The following is a 19046-nucleotide window of genomic DNA, read 5'->3' as shown; positions in this document are numbered from 1 at the left end:
CTTTTGGGGTTGTTTTGTTTTTATCGCTTTATAGAGGGAGGGAAGGAGGAAGTATACCATTCCTTCCTTCCATTTAAATGAGGAAACTAGTTGTTAAGCTGCGTTTCCAGATCTCCAACTCTCTCTTTTTTCTCCAGTTTCCCTTTTTTTGCGAGAGCGATGAGTGTGATGAATTCATAGACGATATTAGCCGCTGCGGCAGCCGTGACTTGTCCGTGATCGTATGATGGTAAAACCTCAACGAGATCGAATCCTACAAAATCTATATTTGTCAAACCTCTTACAAAGGCTAAAGCATCATCAATGCTGGCCCCTGAAACTTCCGGGGTTCCTGTTCCAGGTGCATAAACGGGATCTAAAAAATCAATGTCAAAAGATAAAAACACCGGCCCCTTCGCGACACGCTCATGAATGACTCCAAGCATCTTTTCAACCCCGATACGTTTATAATCGTTCGTCGTATAAACGCCCAACCCTAAATCCCGGGCATCCTGAAGATCCTCCGGTCCGTACAGACCACCCCTCATACCAATTTGAAGAGAACGCGATACATCGATGAGGCCCTCTTCTATTGCGCGGCGAAAAACGGTTCCGTGATTATACTTTTGTTCAAAATAACTATCCCAAGTATCAGAGTGAGCATCGAATTGAAGCAGGGCAACTGGTCCATGTTTTTTAACGATTGCACGTAACTCCCCTAGAGTAATAGAATGATCGCCTCCTAATGAAATGGGAATGATCCCTTTATCAATGATGGGGGTAAGCTCTTCTTCAATCTTTTTATAAGTCTCAGAAATATAGCCAGGAATGATTGGAATATCTCCATAATCAATTCCTGATATATAATCAAAAATATTAATATCCTGTTCTGGATTATAAGGACGTAAAAGGATTGAAAAATCGCGAATGGCTTCTGGTCCGAATCTCGCACCCGTCCTAAATGATTGCCCGGAATCAAAAGGAATTCCCGTAATGACAAAATCCATATGTTCATCTACCTGTTCAACAAATGGAAGCCGCATAAACGTACGTACTCCGCAAAAACGGGGTGATTTGAATGAGTCTTTCGGTTGATACTTCATCATGTAACATCCTCCTAAATTTCCACTATTATTTTTCACTCCATGGCATTGCACGATGCCATATAAACTTCCACCTTTTTATACATTAATAGAAGAATAGAATTATATAACACCCTTGTTTTAAAATTATCTTCTTACCTTTTACATAAGCAAGATTCACGCCAACTATTTAGCTGCGGTTTATAAGGCTTTTCGTTATTTCTGTTTCATCAAATGATTAATAACTTAATCATTTTCTTATTTATTGATTTAATTTTTGATTATTCCGACTTTTTGATTTATATTTTAATTAATAACCATCTCAAAACCCAAAGGAGCGGGACCTATGTACGACGATATGCTGGAGGAAGAACTAAATAAGATTATTGAAACATCTAATAATAACATACTCATTACCGATCAAGATGGAATCATTTTATATTCCAACCCAAAGCTTTGGGAGATTTATGGTATGGAAAGTGACTCTTATATCGGTACCTCCGTCTATCAATTAGAAAGTGAGGGCCTTCTCACACCTTCCATCAATGCGATTGTTTTAAAAGAAAAGAAAGCGAAGCGGATAATGCAAGAAACAAAAACCGGTCATGTTGTCATGTCGACTGGCTATCCCATTTTTAATAAGGAAGGACTTCTCGTTAGGGTAATAAGCTATGGTCAGGATCAAACCGAGATCCTGCAATTGCAGGATCAATTTGAGCAATTACAACGAAAAGTAAAAGGCTATCAAACGGAAGTCGAGGATTTAAGAGAAAAGGAACTTGATTACCATTATTTGATTGCTAGAAGTAACGAAACGAAGCATATTTTAAAAACGATCCATAATGTCGCAAAAACCGATGCCACGATACTCTTATTAGGACCTTCCGGGGTAGGGAAAAGCACTTTTGCCCGTGCTGTTCATGACCAAAGCAACCGAAAGAAAGAACCTTTTATCGAAGTGAATTGCAGCACGATACCTGATAGTTTGTTTGAATCAGAAATATTCGGCTATGAGCCGGGATCATTTACAGGAGCAGATAAACAAGGGAGGCAGGGCCTGATTGAGCAGGCTGACAGCGGGACTCTGTTCTTAGATGAAATCGGGGAACTCCCACTTGCCATGCAAGCCAAATTACTGAAAGTATTACAGGAAAAAAAGATAAAGCGCATCGGTGGAAAAAAAGAAAACCATATTAACTTCCGCCTGGTTACAGCAACTAATCAAGATCTGAAGGAGATGGTAAGTCAAGGTAAGTTTAGATTGGACTTATTTTATCGTTTGAATGTGATTCCCATCCAAATTCCGGCACTACATGAACGTAAAGAAGATATACCTCTCTTAATACAGCATTACTTACAGAAAACCAATGAAAAATACCAGAAATTCAAAAAAATCCATCCATCGACTTATGAAGTTTTGACCCATTATCATTGGCCAGGAAATATACGAGAATTAGAAAACTTAATTGAACGATTAATCCTGACCATTGAAGAGCCAAATATATTTCCCGAACACCTTCCCCAATCCATCACAGGGCAAATAGAACAGCCGGAAGATTCCACCTTCTTGGCAATCGAACAAGAATGTGAAGAGAATTTCGATTTAAAGAAGACACTGGAAAAGGTTGAAAGGCAACTGATTGCAAAAGCATGGAAAAAATGTAAAACAACCTACGAAATGGCAGAACATATGGGTATCAGCCAGCCAACAGTCATCTATAAATTAAAGAAATACAAAAAGTACTTGTAAATTCATCTGGATTAAAACCCGTTTGCAACCATGAATGGTCCTTAGCCTTTAGTAATGGATGCCATTCTAGCTAAGGGTGCTTTTGAAACTATATATGCAAGCGCCAAAAATGATCAATTCGAAATGAAACCAATGATGATTATCGACAATAAGTCCAATAAAAAATCCATAATACATTCAATCAACAAAAAAATCCCCATTCAAGATGAATGGGATTCACAAATATCATTTACGTTCCATATTCAATGTTTAAGATTTGTGGACTTAGATTAACTCAAACGAATGATCGTCAGTGAAGCTCCTGCAGATCCTCCCCCCGTTAAGACAACGGTGGCAATTAAACCAAATATATCTGAAGAGAGATTGAATCACCTGCTGATAAGTTTACAATCACATCATTATTATAATTAGAAATCGCGACAGCTGGTGATATTATGGAGCTAGGAATAGGCGTGGCACCATTTAAAATCAACCTCGAACCAGCAAGAAGTCCAGCGGTGGTATTTATTTGATACGTCAAATAATAACGACCAGTAACATGAACGGTAAACACCATACAAAAAGGCCCCCATAAAAGGAAGCCACTCATTTACTAACATAGCAATCTTGCCAAACATTTTTACGCATTCAAACTTTTTTCCAAATTGGCACCGCAAGATTCGCGGATGATTAACTCATCCTTCATAACGAATTTTTTCTTTTCAACGGTTCCGCCTTTCATTAAGGTCAGCAATAAGTTTGTTGCTTTTTTCCCTATTTCGTACTTAGGCTGGTCAATGGTCGTAATATGAGGATGAAAAATGGATGCTATTTTCAAATTATCAAAACCTACGACAGCAATATCCTTGGGAACGCTCAACCCATGATCCTGGATCGCTTTTACAGCTCCCAGCGCCATTTCATCATTAAAAACAAACACTGCTTCAGGCCTTTTTTCCAGCGATAATAATTTCATCATCTGGTCATACCCTGAGTCAATGCTATAATCCCCCCCTTCTTGGATTAATTCCTGATTGACTTTCAAGTGATGATTCTTCATTGCCTGCTGGAACCCCCCTAAGCGATCCCGGCTAAGGATGATATTCATGGGGCCTGTTATATGAGCAATTCGTGTATGTCCAAGCTTGATTAAATGTTCCGTTACTTTTCTGGCACTGCTTACATTGTCGATCGATACAGTTGGAATGTCCAGTCCGTCCACGTATTCACATGCCAGTACAATCGGGAATTGATTTGAGAGATTTTCCAGGCTTTCTTTGTTCATTCTAGCGGTTAGGAGTACCGCTCCATCCGCCTGCTTTTTGTATAGCAAATCGATGTATTCCTTTTCCCGTTCAATGTCATTCTCGGTATCTCCCAATATAACCTGATAGCCATTTTCTACAGCAGTATGCTCAATGCCCCGAAGGACTTCGGAAAAAAAGGGTCTTGTTATATCCGGTACGACGACCAGAATGATCTTTGTCTCTTTCGTCCTGAACTGACTGGCAATCATGTGAGGCTTGTAGTTCATCTCTTCAATCACCTGCAGCACCTTTTGTTTGGTATCTTCACTTACTAAATCCGGCTGTCTGAGCACTCTTGAAACGGTTGCGGGAGATACGTTGGCCAATTTCGCCACATCGCTCATTTTCATTCTATTATCTCCACCTGCCTATTTTCTATTTTGTCATTTTCATTAAGTCCATTATAAAGTAATTTAGACTTCATGTTAAAATATCGAATTCCCTAGGCAACGTTTCTTTCAAAACATTCATGGATTTTTTCACGCCTGTTAATGGCGCCATTGTTAAATCTTCCATTTCGAGAACGATCGGTCCTTCATAACCTATCATTTTAACGATAGTAAAAAACTCTTTCCACCAGCCACTGTCGTGACCATATCCAAGTGCAACGTAATTCCATGATCTTCCTGCGTATTGGTTCATTGGTTTTACATCAATCAATCCCTGGACATCATATATCCCTCTTTCTAACCTGACATCTTTTGCGTGAATATGATAAACTGCGCTTCCTAATGTCCTTAAAGCCGCGATGGGGTCACCGCCCATCCAAAATAAATGACTCGGGTCAAAATTCATGCCGACCGTATCACCGACTTCTTGCCTTAATTTAAAGAGTGTTTCAGGATTGTAAACTAAATTGCAGCCCAGATTTTCGATGGCAACCTTTCGAACTCCATGTTCTTTTGCCGTTGTCACCGCTTTTTCCCAATAAGGGAATGCCACCTCATTCCACTGCCAATCAAGCATCTCAAAATGCGAGGGCAAAATAGGATGTGTCAGCCAATTGGGCGTCTTGTCACTTGGTCCGCCGCCAGGGCATCCCGACATCATGACAACCGTTTCGACACCCAAAAGCCCTGCTAGCTGAAAGGTCTTATCCACAACGGATTTATGTATGGTTCCTTCTTCTGATGGGTCAAGCTGATTGCCAGAACAATTCAACGCTGCAATGCTCATCCCCCTTATATTTAATTCATTTAAAAACCGCTTTCGTTTTGTGGGACTTCCAAGAAGTTCATTCAAATCGAGATGTGGCGCCCCCGACCAATTGCCGCATCCAAGCTCGAGTGTCTCTATTCCCAGATCAACACACGTATCCAGCATCTCTTCAAATGGCATGTAGCCTAAAATATCAGTAACTAAACCAACCTTCATAAAGTTTTCCTCCTCTATTTAAACTAGACATCCCGTACATGCCGCTCAGTCAATTCTCTGTTCGGTTTCTTTCCTTTATGGCGGCTCCATAAAATCATAAAGAATACAGCAGTTGCACCAAGTGAACCCGAAAAATAAAATCCTGCAGAAATACCTAAATGTGAAATCAATACTCCCGCAATAAAAGGTCCCGCAAACATACCAATCGCGTAAATTGCTTGATATGCACCCATGGCCGTTGCCCTTTTTTCAAGGGGAATCGACTCCACCGCCATTCCTAAAAATAATGGAAAAAGAATTCCTAATGAGAATCCATTCAACCCTTGAATCAGAAAAAGCATCTCTTTTGTATCTATTAATGGCGTACATGTTGTGAAAATGGCCGTTAGTCCGAAAGCTAGTTTCAGTAACCTCCATTGTCCGAATAATGGTACGAATATCTTTCCGCTAAGCATGGTGGCAATGGCATGAGGAATCATGAATGAAAAGATGACCATGCTGATCTCATCAGTCTGGAGACCAAGCTTTAAAGCAAATGTCGGAGTGAAGCCGAACATTGTCGTGAAGATGATGCCATGTGCGAGAATGGATAGAAATGATACTTTTAAAAGCGCCGGCTCAAGCATAACTGATACGAGTTCTTTCAATTGAATAGGCTCTTTCAGAAAGTCTTCGTTCGATTCGTAAATAAAAAGTGAAAGGACGATACCAACGAAACCGATAATCCCTCCCATCCAAAAAGGTGCTTGCCATCCCCATTGATCGACAATGTATCCGCTGACCACCATTCCAAGCAGCTGTGCCAGAACCACTGCTAACGAGATACTGCCCATAGCTCGGTGAAGATCACGTTCTGAAAAATAGCTGGAAAACAAAATGGTGAACGCTACCCATGTTGCGGCGGCAACTCCAGCTAACGAGCGGGCCAAAAGGATCCAGCCTAAACTATCGGCCCAAGCAAAAGTCACGCAACTCAACGTACTCACGACCATTCCAAAGATAATAAAAGGTTTTCTTACTTTTATGAGGTCGGAAAAAATTCCGAACGGAAGCCTGAAGAGAAATTGCATCAGCCCATAACTGCCTAATACCATGCCGATAAATGTATAATCCCCTCCAATCGTCTCAAGGTAAGGAGACAAAATGGGTATATAAATGAAATTTGAAAACCAAAAAATAAATGAGAGCACTAAAAATAAAAATCTATTTCGTGCGGTATGTAACAAAGTCATTGCAACCCTTCCTCTGACCAGCGAACTATTTTTCAGCAATGGCACCTCATTCAAAAACTGAATATACAAAAAGGTGCCCGCAACGTAATTGGGAACACCTTTACATACTTAAGCCTTTCCAATTGTATTGAACTGTGCCATTTTTCTCTTCACGACGGAGATGATAGCTTCTTTCGCTGGTGTGATGATGGCGCGAGGCTCATATACTTTTCCTTCAACGGCCAATACTTCCCGAATCGTTTTTGCCCACACTTGTATGTTTTCGGTATTGACATTTATTTTAGCGTGTCCTAGTTCAATTGCTTTTTTGATTTGGTGCAGCGGAATACCTGAACCTCCATGTAAGACGAGAGGCACATTCGTCATGTTCGAAATTAATTCCATTTCCTCAAAACCGAGTTTAGGTTCTCCTTGATATGGACCATGAACGGAACCCAAAGCAGCCGCTAGTGCATCAATTTGCGTTTCTTTTACAATCCTCGTGCATTCATGGGGATTTGCATATTGAATACCTCCGACGAGGCCATCCTCCGTCCCACCGACTGTCCCCACTTCCGCCTCAACGGAAACGCCGCTCTTTTGGGCATAGTCGACAACCATTTTGGTCATTTCAATATTTACATCTATTGAATGATGGGAGCCATCGATCATGACCGATGTAAAACCCGCATCGATCGCTTTCTTGCAGCGTTCCACATCCATTCCATGATCAAGATGAAGGGCAACCGGAACCGTAATGTCCATTTCTTCCATAAGGCTTTTTACCATAGCCGCAATCGTTTTAAATCCGCCAAGATAATCAACGAGCCTGTCCGATGCCGCAAGTATGATTGGCGCTCGTTCCTCATTGGCAGCCTGTAAAAAAGACTGGGCGAATGCCAAACCATTAATATTATATTGACCCACAGCATAACTTCCTGCTTTTGCTTTCAAAAGCATCTCTCTCATTGATACTAAAGGCATAATTCCATCACCCCCCATTTTCCCGAGATTACCATTTTTACTCACGCATTCTGGAGTACAAAGTATTTCGAGATAGCTTGAATTGTCGTTTCTTTTGCAGTCTTAATGGCTTCTTCAGCATCGAGTTCATAATATTCAGGACGGAACAATTCAACAGATACGACGTCAGAATAACCAATTCCCTTCAAGATGAATAATATGCTGTCTAAATCTATGGCACCATGCCCAGGCCACACCCGGTCTTCATCCGTCAAAAAACCGATTGGAAAATCCTCTGTATCATCAATGTGTAAAATGAAGATTTTCGACCCATCCGCTTTCTTCAAGTCCTCCAAACTGGAACCCATAGCATGGAAGTGAAAACAGTCCAGCACCAACCCAACATTATCACGATTGACTTTTTCAACAATATCGTATGCCTGACCGAATGTATTCACAGTACATTGCGGATGCCCGACAAATTCGACTGCAATTTTTACGCCAAACGGTTCAGCGATTTCGGAAAGCTCCGTCAATACTTCCACACAGCTGTTTTTAATATCTTCTTTCAATATTTTCGCTTCCGTTACAAGTGGAACCGCCACCACATATTTAACACCCAATTTCTTCGCCATGATCATCATGTTTTTAAATTCGGCTATTATCGCCTTATGGCCGTCTTCATCTCGGTTATTAAAGAATACGAGCGCGTTGAAGGCAAGTGGTTTAATATGATTTGCGTTAAAAAATTCGGCTAAGTCTTCAATAGAGTGCTCTTCCAAATACTCAGGCAATTTATCCATGGTACGGATTTCGATATAATCGTAACCATGTTTTTCACAGTATTTGAGATCTTTGACCAAGTTGGAATTTTCAAGTGTTGTCGCTTGGTTGAAACAAAGTTTCATTCTGTCAGCCTCCAATTCTTTCTGCTAAACCCAATCCGTCTCTCATTTTTTGAAGCATAAGTTTACTTGACCAGTCTGCTTTGTCGATCCAAGCAAATACTGCATTTGTCGCGATGCCGTCAAAATTCATTTCTTTCAGTTTTTTGAAGATCGTATCAAAGTCAACTTCCGCTTCGCCGATGTTCAAATGCTGGTGGACGGTTGCCTCGACACCTGGAGGATTGACGATATAACGGAGTCCGTTGGATGCTTTATGATTAAATGTATCTGCAAACAAGACATGTTTCAGGCGATCCCCGGCAGAATCGAACATAGGGGCAATATCGCCTTTGCCATCGTCATAGAAAAATGTATGTGCGGTTGAATACACAAGGTTGATCCATGGACGGTCAAGGGCACGGATCATATCCATCGCTCCCTCATGCGTTTCAATGAAATCGAATGGGTGTGCCTGCAAATTCAGTTTGACGCCTTCCCTTTCAAACACCGGGAGGAGCTCATCCATTGATTTAATGAATTTCTCTTCACAGATAACTTCATTGAATTTAGATCCGTTAAATTCACTATTCATCAAGTCAACATCCAATTCCACTGCCACTTCAATGGCACGTTTCCAATTACGGACTGCGGCCTGGCGCCGTTCCTCATCAGGACCGGCCCAGTAGTAAAGCGGAAGCAAGGATGATATCTTCACACCTGCGTCGCTACACCAGCGTTTCAAATTCTTAATCTGTTCCTTATCCACTTTAGGGTATTTATAGAATGGACAAAAATCTTCCCTCGGTGACAGTTCGATATATTCATAGCCTAGTTCAGCTGTTTTATCGACCATTTCTTTTAATGATAAATTGGCATACATCGTAGGATCCAAAGCTAGTTTCATTGGTCTTTCCCCCTATAATTCATTTTTCGTTTCAATGCATGGTACGTTCACTGTACAGTGATTTTCCCCGTATAAAAAACGGGCTTCTCTTCTAGATCAACGGATTCTTTCTGTCCGGACTCTTGTGCTTTTACACAAGCATCAGCTGTTACGGAAGCGATGTATCCGTCCCATGAAGTTGGACCATTCGGCTGACCTGTCTTTATAATGGAATCTATGAAATCCTGCAACTCTATGTCATATGCATCCATAAAACGGTCTTTCCAATCTACCAAGATATCCGTGCTCCGTTTTGCGCCTTTCCTTGTCACGATGCTCGCTGGTTCAGGAAGATATGCAACACCGTCCTCACCAATGACTTCACATTGGATATCATAGCCATATTTACAATTCACGAATACTTCAGCTTGAATGACAATCCCGCTCTTCGTTTCCATTATGATGAGTTGGGGATCTTTTAAGTTAGCGTGCGCGCGGCTTGTTTTCTTCGGGTAAATGACTTGAACTGATTTGTAATCATCGCTGATTAACCAATGCAATACATCAATCTCATGAATCAATGTATCAACGACTGCCATTTCCGTCGTATATTTTTCATCCACTTCTGGATTTCGGTGTACGCAGCGGACCATGAGTGGCTCGCCAATTTCATTTCTATCAATGGCTTCTTTCAGTTGTACGTAACCGCTATCATAACGTCGCATAAAACCAACTTGCACCAAACGCTTCCCGTGTTTCATTTCCGCTTCGGCTATTCTCCTGCAGCCTTCCGCCGTTGTTGCCAGTGGCTTTTCACAGAACACATATTTTCCAGCTTCAATCGCATTCAATACGTTTTGCTCATGTGCAGGACCCCAACTCGTAACAAGCACAGCATCCACATTTTCGGAGTTTACCAGTGATTGGTCATCCGGATATACAAGTGCCTCAAGTCCGTATTGATTCACGACCTGCTTTGCCGCCTCTTGATTCACATCGGTTACAGCCACAATTCTCCCTCCGGATAATTTGTTTGCAATTCTTTTAATATGCTCCCGGCCGATGGCACCCGTTCCTATTACGCCAAAATTTAATGTCATGATCATATTCCTCCTATTATACGTATCTATATTTTCTCTCTGTAACTCTTATATTATTTTTGTCATTTCCTTAATAGGTTCTTTTCCATGATTGCGGAAGTTTTGTTCAAGCTGTTCAAGTGTAAGTCCTCTTGTTTCCGGTAGACATTTTTTCACAAAGATGATAGCCAAAATGCCTAAAGCGAAAAAGAAATAGAATGTTGTGGACAATCCGACTTTATCAAGTAAAACCGGAAATGTTAAGCCAATCAGAAAGTTCACGACCCATAGAAAAAATACGGTGACACCCATACCAAGCCCACGTACTTGAAGCGGGAAGATCTCTGAAAGCATCAACCAGGTAACCGGTGAAATGGCTCCCTGCTGAAAGGCAAGGAAAGTGACTGTCAAGGACAAAACGATATAAGGAAGGGCAGCAGTCCCTTCAAGAAGGGAAGATAAGACGCCAATCAGCAGCAATGTGGTCGTAGTCCCAATCAAACCGGTTAAGAGCATTGGCCGGCGCCCGATTTTACCAAGCAGCCAAATACCTAAAAACGTTGCCAAAACAGAAATGATACCGTTTGCAATATTCCCGATCAAAGCAGCTTTTGTCTCAAACCCTGCATCCTTTAAAATTTGGGTACCATAGTACATGATAGAATTAACGCCCGTTATTTGCTGAACGATGGCAATCCCGATACCAAGAAAGACTATTCTCCGTATCCATGGGACGGTCAAATCTTTATATGTAGCTTTTTTAACATGGTTCTCCTCATCGAATGTCGCTTTGATTCCCTGAAATTCCGATTCTGCCTCATCCATTTTACGTATTCTTTTCAAAACCTTCAGGGCCTCTTCATTTTTGTTCTTGGACACAAGCCACCTTGGACTTTCAGGCAACCTGATCATGCCAAAGAAAAGAAGTATGGCTGGAAGTGATGCTATTGCCAGCATGTAACGCCAAACATGTGAACTGTCACCCATCGTTGTCCCTAGAATGGCATTGAAAATGAATGCAAGCAGCTGTCCGCTAACAATCATCAATTCATTTTGGGTGACGATCCGGCCGCGTCGTTCAGCAGGAGACATTTCCGCCAAATAAGTAGGAACGGTTACTGACGCCCCGCCTACCGCAAGGCCGAGTAAAAAACGGCAAGCAATCATGACCGTAACATTCGGTGCAAACGTGCATCCAAGGGTGGAAAAGAAAAAAAGTACCGAAAGAAAAAGAATGTTTTTTCTGCGGCCCGCATAATCCGAAAGCCTGCCTCCCAGAAACGCTCCAAGTGCCGCGCCTAAAAGAAGTGAACTGGCAACAAGTCCTTGCGTAAGTGAATTGAGGTTAAGTTGATCCGCTTCGGACATGAACGGCAAGGCACCATTAATGACACCTGTATCATATCCGAACAAAAGACCGCCTAACGTCGAGATGATAATAATCTTGCGTAAGAATGCCATTTGATTTCCATCATTACTCAAATTAATCACTTCTTTCCGGTTTTTAATCTTGAACGAGGAGCAGCCTTTCATTTATATACTTGCGAGCGATTAATGCGTATTCCAATGGATGGGCAACGGACGGATCTTGTTCCGCTTCTACTACAATCCAGCCTTTATAATGATTTTCCAGTAATGTATGGTAAGCTTCCACAAAGTCAATGCAGCCGTCACCAGGCACTGTGAACATACCGGCTAAAAAAGATTCTTGAAATGATTTTCCCTCTTTCCGACACTGCTTCATCACGTTATGCCTCACATCCTTGAAATGAACGTGCCCAATGCGGTCGATATGCTTTTGCAGAAGGGACATGCAATCGCCATCCGATACATAAATATGTCCAGTATCATATAACAGATGCACCTTCTTGTCGGTATTTTCCATAAGGCGGTCAATTTCACTCAGTGTCTGGACCCCTGTCCCCATGTGGTGGTGATACACCAGTTTTAAGTTGTAAAGTCCAGCAATATCCCCGAGCCGATTCAGGCCCGTACACAATATTCCCCATTCTTCTTCAGTAAAGTGGGGCTTTTCCTTAAATACATCGTACCTTCCGCCTTGGATACTGTAGGTCTGTTCGGATACTACCGCTACATCGCCATCGACAGCCTGTAAATATTTGCAATGTTCATGGAATTCCCGTTCTGCTTTTTTGATTCCATCACGAACGATGAAACTGCTGAACCACTGACCGGCTATTTTTAAGTTCCGAAGCCGCAGCTCTTTATTCAGTACCGCAGGTTCCGGGAAGAAACCGCCTACTTCGGTCCCCTGAAATCCTGCCACGACAATATCGCTTAAAAGGTGGGATAAGGTGTTTTCAGCCCCTATTTCCGGTATGTCATCATTACGCCAGCCAATTGGGGCAATCCCCCACGAAATCTCCTGCATTTTCAGACTTCCCCCTTTTAATATTGTTTGGCCTTTTTTAATTTCTCTTGTCTCGCTTCATATGCCCTTTGTATACTTTTTCGTTCCGAGACCTCTGCCACGCCAACATTCCACCAGGAGTCATAACCATCCGTCATCGTTTTCGGCAGAACCTTCATTTCTATTAATGTAGATGCCGATTGTTTCTTTGCATCCTCCAATGCAGCTTTCAGCTCATCGACAGTATTGGCCCTGTAAGTTTTGGCTCCGTACCCTTCCGCCACTTTTGCGTAATCTATATTCATGATTTGGTTATCATGTGTTCTGAACTCACAGCAATATGTTCCGCTGCCATTCTCCATTTGCAGATTGTTGATGCAGCCGAAGCCAGAATTATCAAACAATAATATGTTGATTTTATGATTATATTGGATGGCTGTGATCAATTCCGAATGAAGCATCAGAAAACTGCCGTCCCCTACCATTGCATAGACTTCCCGGTCTGGATGGGCAAGCTTAGCTCCTAATGTTCCTGCAATTTCGTAGCCCATACAGGAAAATCCATATTCAAGATGGTACGTGTTTGGCACGTTTGAATGCCAGAGTCGCTGCAAGTCACCCGGAAGTGATCCGGCTGAACCGACCACCACACTTTCCTGATCGATTGTATCGTTTATTGCGATCATCGCAGTGGATTGGGCCAATTCAGTTTTCAATGCATCCGAGTATTCATTCAAGACTTGCTGTGAAAACTGGCTTTTGATTTCAGGCATGAAATTTTCACGGCTGAAAGTGACTTGACTTAAACGGGTCCGTTCGGAAAGCCACTCCGCCTTCCATTCTCCAAGCATTTCCCCATATTCGGTTTCATAGCCCACTAGTAACGCTTCAAGGTTCTCGAGCGCCACTTTTGCATCGGCGACGACTTGAAATCCATCTAATTTATAGGTTTGAAGGCGGCTGACGTTAATGTTCAAAAACTTTGTCCTTTCAAAATCAAATGCAGTTTTGGAAGAAGTCGTAAAGTCAGTATAGCGGGTCCCGACACCAATTACGAGATCTGCCTGGCGGGCAGCCTTATTGGCAGCCATCGTACCGAGAATGCCGACTCCGCCCAAATTCTTAGGAAAAGATGATTCCACCGTCGATTTACCTGCCTGTGTTTCCACAAGTGGAATGTTATGCTTTTCCGCCAGCTTCATCAATATATCCCGAGCTCCGGAATATCTTGCTCCGCCACCGACGATGATGATCGGCTTCTTACTTGCTCTAATTCTATCGGCCGCTCCTTGCAGTTCCCGATCAACCGGAGCTTTCCGATCTAAATAATGGACGCGTTTTTCAAAAAAATGTTCATCGAAATCGAATGCTTCCCCTTCTACATCCTGTGAGATGCATATCGTCGCTGGCCCGGCTTTCCCGGGATCGGTCATCACCTCGAAGGCCCGGATCAGACTGGACATGAGCTGCTCAGGGCGAGTGACGCGATCCCAATATCTTGATACTGCAAGAAAAGCGTCATTTGTGGTGATGGCCGTACTATGCTCATGCTCAAGTTGCTGAAGAACCGGATCCGGCTGACGTGTCGCAAAAGTATCAGCAGGAAGTAAGAGGACAGGAATATTGTTGGCAAGTGCAGTCCCCGCCGCAGCTATCAAGTTTGCCGAGCCTGGCCCGGCAGATGTAGTGACGGCATAAATTTTCCGCCGCAGCATTTCCCGGCTGTAGGCGATTGCTGCGTGTGCCATCCCTTGCTCATTCTTTCCTTGAATCACTTTCAAGTGGCCAGCGTCCTGTTCGAGCGCCTGACCAATACCAACGACATTCCCATGGCCGAATACATTAAATATACCTTCTACAAATGGAGACTCCTCACCATCAACATGAATGTACTGCTGATTTAAAAACTTGATTAATGCCTGGGCTGTAGTCAACCTCACTGTTCCCATCTTCAGTTCACCCCTCTATGTAGATAAATTCCTTACACGCGTTCGGCAATCAAACCTTCGATTTCTTCTGCAACGGGCATCGCCTCGGATGAGCTGTGCTTGCTTACTACTATGGAAGCGGAAGCACTGCCAAACTTCAAAGCGCTTTCAATCCCTTTGCCGCTCACTAACGCATATAAGAAAGCGGAAGCATATGAATCCCCTGCGCCGAATGTTTTCAATACTTTCGTTTTATAGGACTTCGCTTTAAAAACTTCGCCTGATTTGGCATAGGCATATGAACCCTCGACGCCATGTTTGATGACCACCAGGTCTGCGGAATGTTTAAACAAGTAACGGACGGTTTCTTCATTTGTACCTTTTTCGGTATTTTCCATAACATCATATTCATCACGCGTGCCAATCAAAATGTCTGATTGCTCGGCAACCAACGAATAGTAAACAGAGGTTTCTTCAATGGAATTCCATGTATAAGGACGGTAATCCAATTCAAATACGACTTTTACATCATTTCTTTTCGCAAGGCTGACGGCTTTTAAAACTGCCTCACGTGATGGGCTTTTTGCTAAAGCCGTCCCTGAAACCAATAGGATCTTTGATTTTTTGATATATTCTTCATCCACTTCCGAAGGTGCTAAATGAAGGTCGGCTACATTATCCCGATACATCAGGATACTGCATTCTTCAGGACTTTTAATTTCCGTGAAGGCGAGTCCCGTTTTATGCCCTTCTTGATCGATTACCATATTCGATGTATCAACACCTGCCTCACGCATATAACGCTCGATGAAACGGCCGTGCTGATCATCTGCAAGCTTACCGATGAATCCGACTTCCAAGCCTAATTTTGCACATCCGATGGCAACATTGGCAGGTGAACCGCCCACATATTTTGTGAATGTCATGGTCTCTTCCATCGGACGGTTATATTCATTGGCATTCAAGTCGATGCAGGCACGACCTATGGCAATCAAGTCAAATTCCTTATCGATATTAAAAGTATAGTTCATCCGGTTAACAGCTCCTTTTCCTTTAACGATTCAGGATCCACTCATGATCGGGATCATTGTAGAATTTCCATGTCCTTGTTGGACCGGCCATGACATTCAAGTAATAAGATTCATAACCGTCAGGCACCCCTACCGGATGATAACCGGCCGGTACAAGTACGACATCACCGTTTTCGACGGACATGGTCTCATCGATCGAACGATCATCTGTATATACCCGCTGAAATACGAATCCCTGAGGCGGGTTCATTTCATGATAATAGGACTCTTCCAATAATGACTCATTTGGTAGGTTATCCCGATCATGTTTATGCGGAGGATAGCTCGACCAGTTTCCGCTTTCTGTATATACTTCAACCACCAGAAGGCTATTCGCATACGGAGCTGAATCCGGTAATATATTATGCACCATCCGCTTATTGCTCAAAATGCCCCTGTGCTCCACGTCAACATCTCCCGCTTTAATCCATTTAGTCGGAAGCTGCTTATCAGAAGGTGAATAACACAGCGCCACTCTGGCCTTGGTTATCGCTTCCAATTCAAAACCTCTATCATTTGACACGTAAATGCTATCGGTCGGCACTTTATCAAAAACACTATCGCGTGTGCCCAAATCATGGTATACATCTTCGCCTACAGCCACATTGATTTTTCCCGTAAGAGCGACAATGCAGCATTCTTTCTTGATTAGTAATTCTGAATATTCAGCACCCGGAGTCAACTCCACTATTTTAAATTCAACAAATTCTAAAGGAGAATTTCCTTTCGTAACCGCTTGAACGACTGTAACACCTTCAGCGACCTCTTGTTTTTCCGGTTTTTGAAGCAGTTTACTCATATATACCTCCTTGTTTTTCAAAAAATCCGGCCCGTATCCAAACGGGCCATCTTGCAATGTCTTTTCGTTCACTTATTTCACGTAGCGTGCAGTCACCATTTTTTTACGAGTATAGAACTCCACACCATCGGTTCCATTTGCATGCAGATCACCATAAAATGAATCTTTGTATCCAGAGAATGGGAAGAATGCCATGGGTGCAGGAACACCCACGTTAATGCCCAACATCCCGGCATGAATCGTTTCACGGAATTGGCGTACATCGGCAGCACTGTCCGTATAAAGGCAAGCCCCGTTTGCCAATGCTGAAGCATTGGCAATCTCAACGGATTCCGTTAAATCTTTGGCGCGGACAACGGAGAGCACTGGTGCAAAAATTTCATCTTGCCAGATTTTCATTTCCTGCGTCACATGATCAAAAATCGTAGCCCCGAGGTAATATCCATTGCCGCTTGCTGCCTCGTCTTTACGACCATCGCGTACAAGGGTCGCGCCTTGAGCTATTCCTGATTCGATGTAATCGATGGTCCTCTTCTTAGCCCCTTCCCGGATTACCGGTCCAAGAAAAACGCCGTCATCCAGACCATTACCGATCGTAATGGCATCAGCTGCCTGTTTCAATTTTTCAACTAACTCGTCCGCTACACTTTCTTCTACAACAACAACCGCAGCGGCCATGCAACGCTCACCGGCCGACCCAAAAGCCGCACTTGTTATTTCCTTGGCCGTCATATCAAGATTGGCATCTTTCAAGACAATCGAGTGATTCTTCGCTCCCGCAAGAGCCTGGACGCGCTTTAAGTTAGCCGTGCCTGTTTTATACACATATTCTGCCACTGGCTGTGAACCGACAAAGGAGATAGCTTTCACATCTTTATGCTCCAGAAGTCCATTAACCACGTCATGTGCTCCATTAACAATGTTCAGTACTCCTTTAGGAAGACCGGCTTCCTCAAACAGTTCAACAATGCGTGCAGCAAGCAAAGGTGTACGTTCAGATGGCTTTAACACGAATGTATTGCCACATGCGATCGCAAGAGGGAACATCCAGCAAGGGACCATCATCGGAAAGTTAAATGGGGTGATACCGCCGATTACACCAATTGGGTAGCGGTACATACCCGATTCAATGTTTGTCGCGATATCCGGAAGCTGTTTGCCCATCATCAGCGTAGGTGCACCAGCCGCAAACTCGACACACTCGATGCCCCGCTGAACTTCACCAATCGATTCCGATAAGCTTTTACCATTTTCGATAGTTACCAGTTTAGCAAGTTCTTCCCAATGATCCACAAGGAGCTGCTGATATTTGAACAATACCCGTGCCCGTTTCGGGACGGCAACCTGCGACCATTTTTTAAACGCCTCATTCGCCACTTGAACTGCACGATTCACATCTTCCCTAGTTGAAAGTGGCACCTCGGCAATCGCCTCACCAGTTGCAGGGTTGAACACGATTTCCGTTTCCTTTGAAGTGGATTCAATCCACTCACCATTTATATAATTTTTTAATTTTTTCACCTCATGTGTTACTGATGACATGTCATTTCCTCCTTAAAATAAGTAATTTGTTTGATCATCAAGCCATTTTTAAAAAGTATAGGTATCGACGCCAATGAAATCGATTTCATTTGACTTTAAAGAAAATCCATCCAGGTTTCTTTCTAGGATCAATCAATTTTTCTAGCTCAATCCCATTATCAAAGCCATCATAAAACAGAGAATGAAATCGATTTCATTTCTTTTTCTGGAGTTCCACTTGAAGGAAAAAGGTAAAGACCAATCCAGGATAACGAATATCTAATCATCCTTAAACATGAAATAGTTCATCACTATTCGCATCAATTTCTGAATAAAGCTTGGATAATCGCGTTTCGGGATGAAATCGATTTCATTTACTTTATAAGGAAATACTACAATGAATTTTTTTCCCTGTAAACACTTTTTTTGGATTTTTTATAATATTCTTTCTTCTTCGCACTTCAATACATTGATGGCTATGGAAATGGGCTTCAATATTTAGTTAAAATCATTTCCTGGGAGAATACCTCTTCGTCGTAATTGACATCCCACTAAGGCCGGTCTTGGTCCTATTTAAATTAACTACTATTTTTGAATATTATTATTTATAAATCTGATTGACTTTATCATAGGAAATCCAGCAATCCTTAGAACTACATCCCTTATAAATTCATATATATAAACATAATAAACGACCTTCCTGCTCTCCCCTTTTCTTCACATTTCCATCAATGTCCCATTATAAAAAATAAAAGATATTTTACTATATCAACAGAATAGGAATATATAACCTAATCCGTGATGAGTTCATCAACAAAAAAAGGCACCCATAATGGGAGCCTGAATTTTAGTGAAGGTAAGCT

The 19046-nt window shown here is 42.4% G+C and carries 15 protein-coding genes and 1 pseudogene; 1 reads left to right on the top strand and 15 read right to left on the bottom strand.

The annotated features are described in order from the left end of the window. Positions 1 to 86 precede the first annotated feature (86 nt). On the bottom strand, positions 87 to 1085 hold the full coding sequence (gene speB / locus QUF78_RS05170) for an agmatinase (protein ID WP_289323832.1): 999 nt from the start codon (positions 1083 to 1085) through the stop codon (positions 87 to 89). Between the two features lie 322 nt (positions 1086 to 1407). Between speB and QUF78_RS05165 the strand changes: the two genes are divergently transcribed. Next, complete coding sequence (locus QUF78_RS05165; RefSeq protein WP_289323831.1) at positions 1408 to 2811, top strand: sigma-54 interaction domain-containing protein; 1404 nt, start codon at positions 1408 to 1410, stop codon at positions 2809 to 2811. 269 nt (positions 2812 to 3080) lie between these two features. Here QUF78_RS05165 and QUF78_RS05160 read toward each other — a convergent pair. The 14 genes and pseudogenes from QUF78_RS05160 to QUF78_RS05095 all read right to left on the bottom strand — a co-directional run. Continuing rightward, positions 3081 to 3364 (bottom strand): annotated as a pseudogene (locus QUF78_RS05160) (BclA C-terminal domain-containing protein); the annotation flags it as partial. Positions 3365 to 3430: 66 nt separating this feature from the next. Then, a complete protein-coding gene (locus QUF78_RS05155; RefSeq protein ID WP_289323830.1) occupies positions 3431 to 4447 on the bottom strand; it encodes a LacI family DNA-binding transcriptional regulator in 1017 nt (338 codons plus the stop codon). Between the two features lie 70 nt (positions 4448 to 4517). After that, complete coding sequence (locus QUF78_RS05150; protein WP_289323829.1) at positions 4518 to 5471, bottom strand: sugar phosphate isomerase/epimerase family protein; 954 nt, start codon at positions 5469 to 5471, stop codon at positions 4518 to 4520. Between the two features lie 23 nt (positions 5472 to 5494). After that, positions 5495 to 6703, bottom strand: a complete 1209-nt coding sequence (locus QUF78_RS05145) for an MFS transporter (RefSeq protein ID WP_289323828.1) — start codon at positions 6701 to 6703, stop codon at positions 5495 to 5497. 108 nt (positions 6704 to 6811) lie between these two features. Then, entirely contained in the window at positions 6812 to 7666 is an 855-nt protein-coding gene (gene fba, locus QUF78_RS05140) for a class II fructose-1,6-bisphosphate aldolase (RefSeq protein WP_289323827.1), read from the bottom strand. Between the two features lie 41 nt (positions 7667 to 7707). Beyond that, positions 7708 to 8553 (bottom strand): 2-keto-myo-inositol isomerase, encoded by an 846-nt coding sequence (iolI, locus tag QUF78_RS05135; protein WP_289323826.1) that lies wholly within the window; start codon positions 8551 to 8553, stop codon positions 7708 to 7710. Between the two features lie 4 nt (positions 8554 to 8557). Next, positions 8558 to 9436 carry a sugar phosphate isomerase/epimerase family protein gene (locus QUF78_RS05130; protein ID WP_289323825.1) on the bottom strand — a complete coding sequence of 293 codons (879 nt, stop codon included), beginning with the start codon at positions 9434 to 9436 and terminating at the stop codon, positions 8558 to 8560. Between the two features lie 47 nt (positions 9437 to 9483). After that, a complete protein-coding gene (gene iolG, locus QUF78_RS05125) occupies positions 9484 to 10515 on the bottom strand; it encodes a bifunctional inositol 2-dehydrogenase/D-chiro-inositol 1-dehydrogenase (RefSeq protein ID WP_289323824.1) in 1032 nt (343 codons plus the stop codon). A 48-nt stretch (positions 10516 to 10563) separates the two neighbouring features. Next, on the bottom strand, positions 10564 to 11976 hold the full coding sequence (locus tag QUF78_RS05120) for a sugar porter family MFS transporter (protein ID WP_483313827.1): 1413 nt from the start codon (positions 11974 to 11976) through the stop codon (positions 10564 to 10566). A 22-nt stretch (positions 11977 to 11998) separates the two neighbouring features. After that, positions 11999 to 12886, bottom strand: coding sequence for a myo-inosose-2 dehydratase (iolE, locus tag QUF78_RS05115; protein ID WP_483313826.1), 888 nt, complete (start codon positions 12884 to 12886; stop codon positions 11999 to 12001). Positions 12887 to 12903: 17 nt separating this feature from the next. Next, complete coding sequence (gene iolD, locus QUF78_RS05110) at positions 12904 to 14814, bottom strand: 3D-(3,5/4)-trihydroxycyclohexane-1,2-dione acylhydrolase (decyclizing) (protein WP_289323822.1); 1911 nt, start codon at positions 14812 to 14814, stop codon at positions 12904 to 12906. A gap of 32 nt (positions 14815 to 14846) precedes the next feature. Further along, positions 14847 to 15824 (bottom strand): 5-dehydro-2-deoxygluconokinase, encoded by a 978-nt coding sequence (gene iolC / locus QUF78_RS05105; RefSeq protein ID WP_289323821.1) that lies wholly within the window; start codon positions 15822 to 15824, stop codon positions 14847 to 14849. 22 nt (positions 15825 to 15846) lie between these two features. Then, positions 15847 to 16662: a 5-deoxy-glucuronate isomerase gene (iolB, locus tag QUF78_RS05100; RefSeq protein WP_289323820.1), complete on the bottom strand. Its 816-nt coding sequence runs from the start codon at positions 16660 to 16662 to the stop codon at positions 15847 to 15849. A 72-nt stretch (positions 16663 to 16734) separates the two neighbouring features. Further along, positions 16735 to 18204 (bottom strand): CoA-acylating methylmalonate-semialdehyde dehydrogenase, encoded by a 1470-nt coding sequence (locus QUF78_RS05095; protein ID WP_289323819.1) that lies wholly within the window; start codon positions 18202 to 18204, stop codon positions 16735 to 16737. Between the last annotated feature and the right edge of the window lie 842 nt (positions 18205 to 19046).

It is taken from the genome of Peribacillus sp. ACCC06369 (assembly GCF_030348945.1).
Classification (GTDB): domain Bacteria; phylum Bacillota; class Bacilli; order Bacillales; family DSM-1321; genus Peribacillus.
Note: the sequence above shows the minus strand (reverse complement) of the source record. Positions and strands in the feature narration are given on the sequence as shown.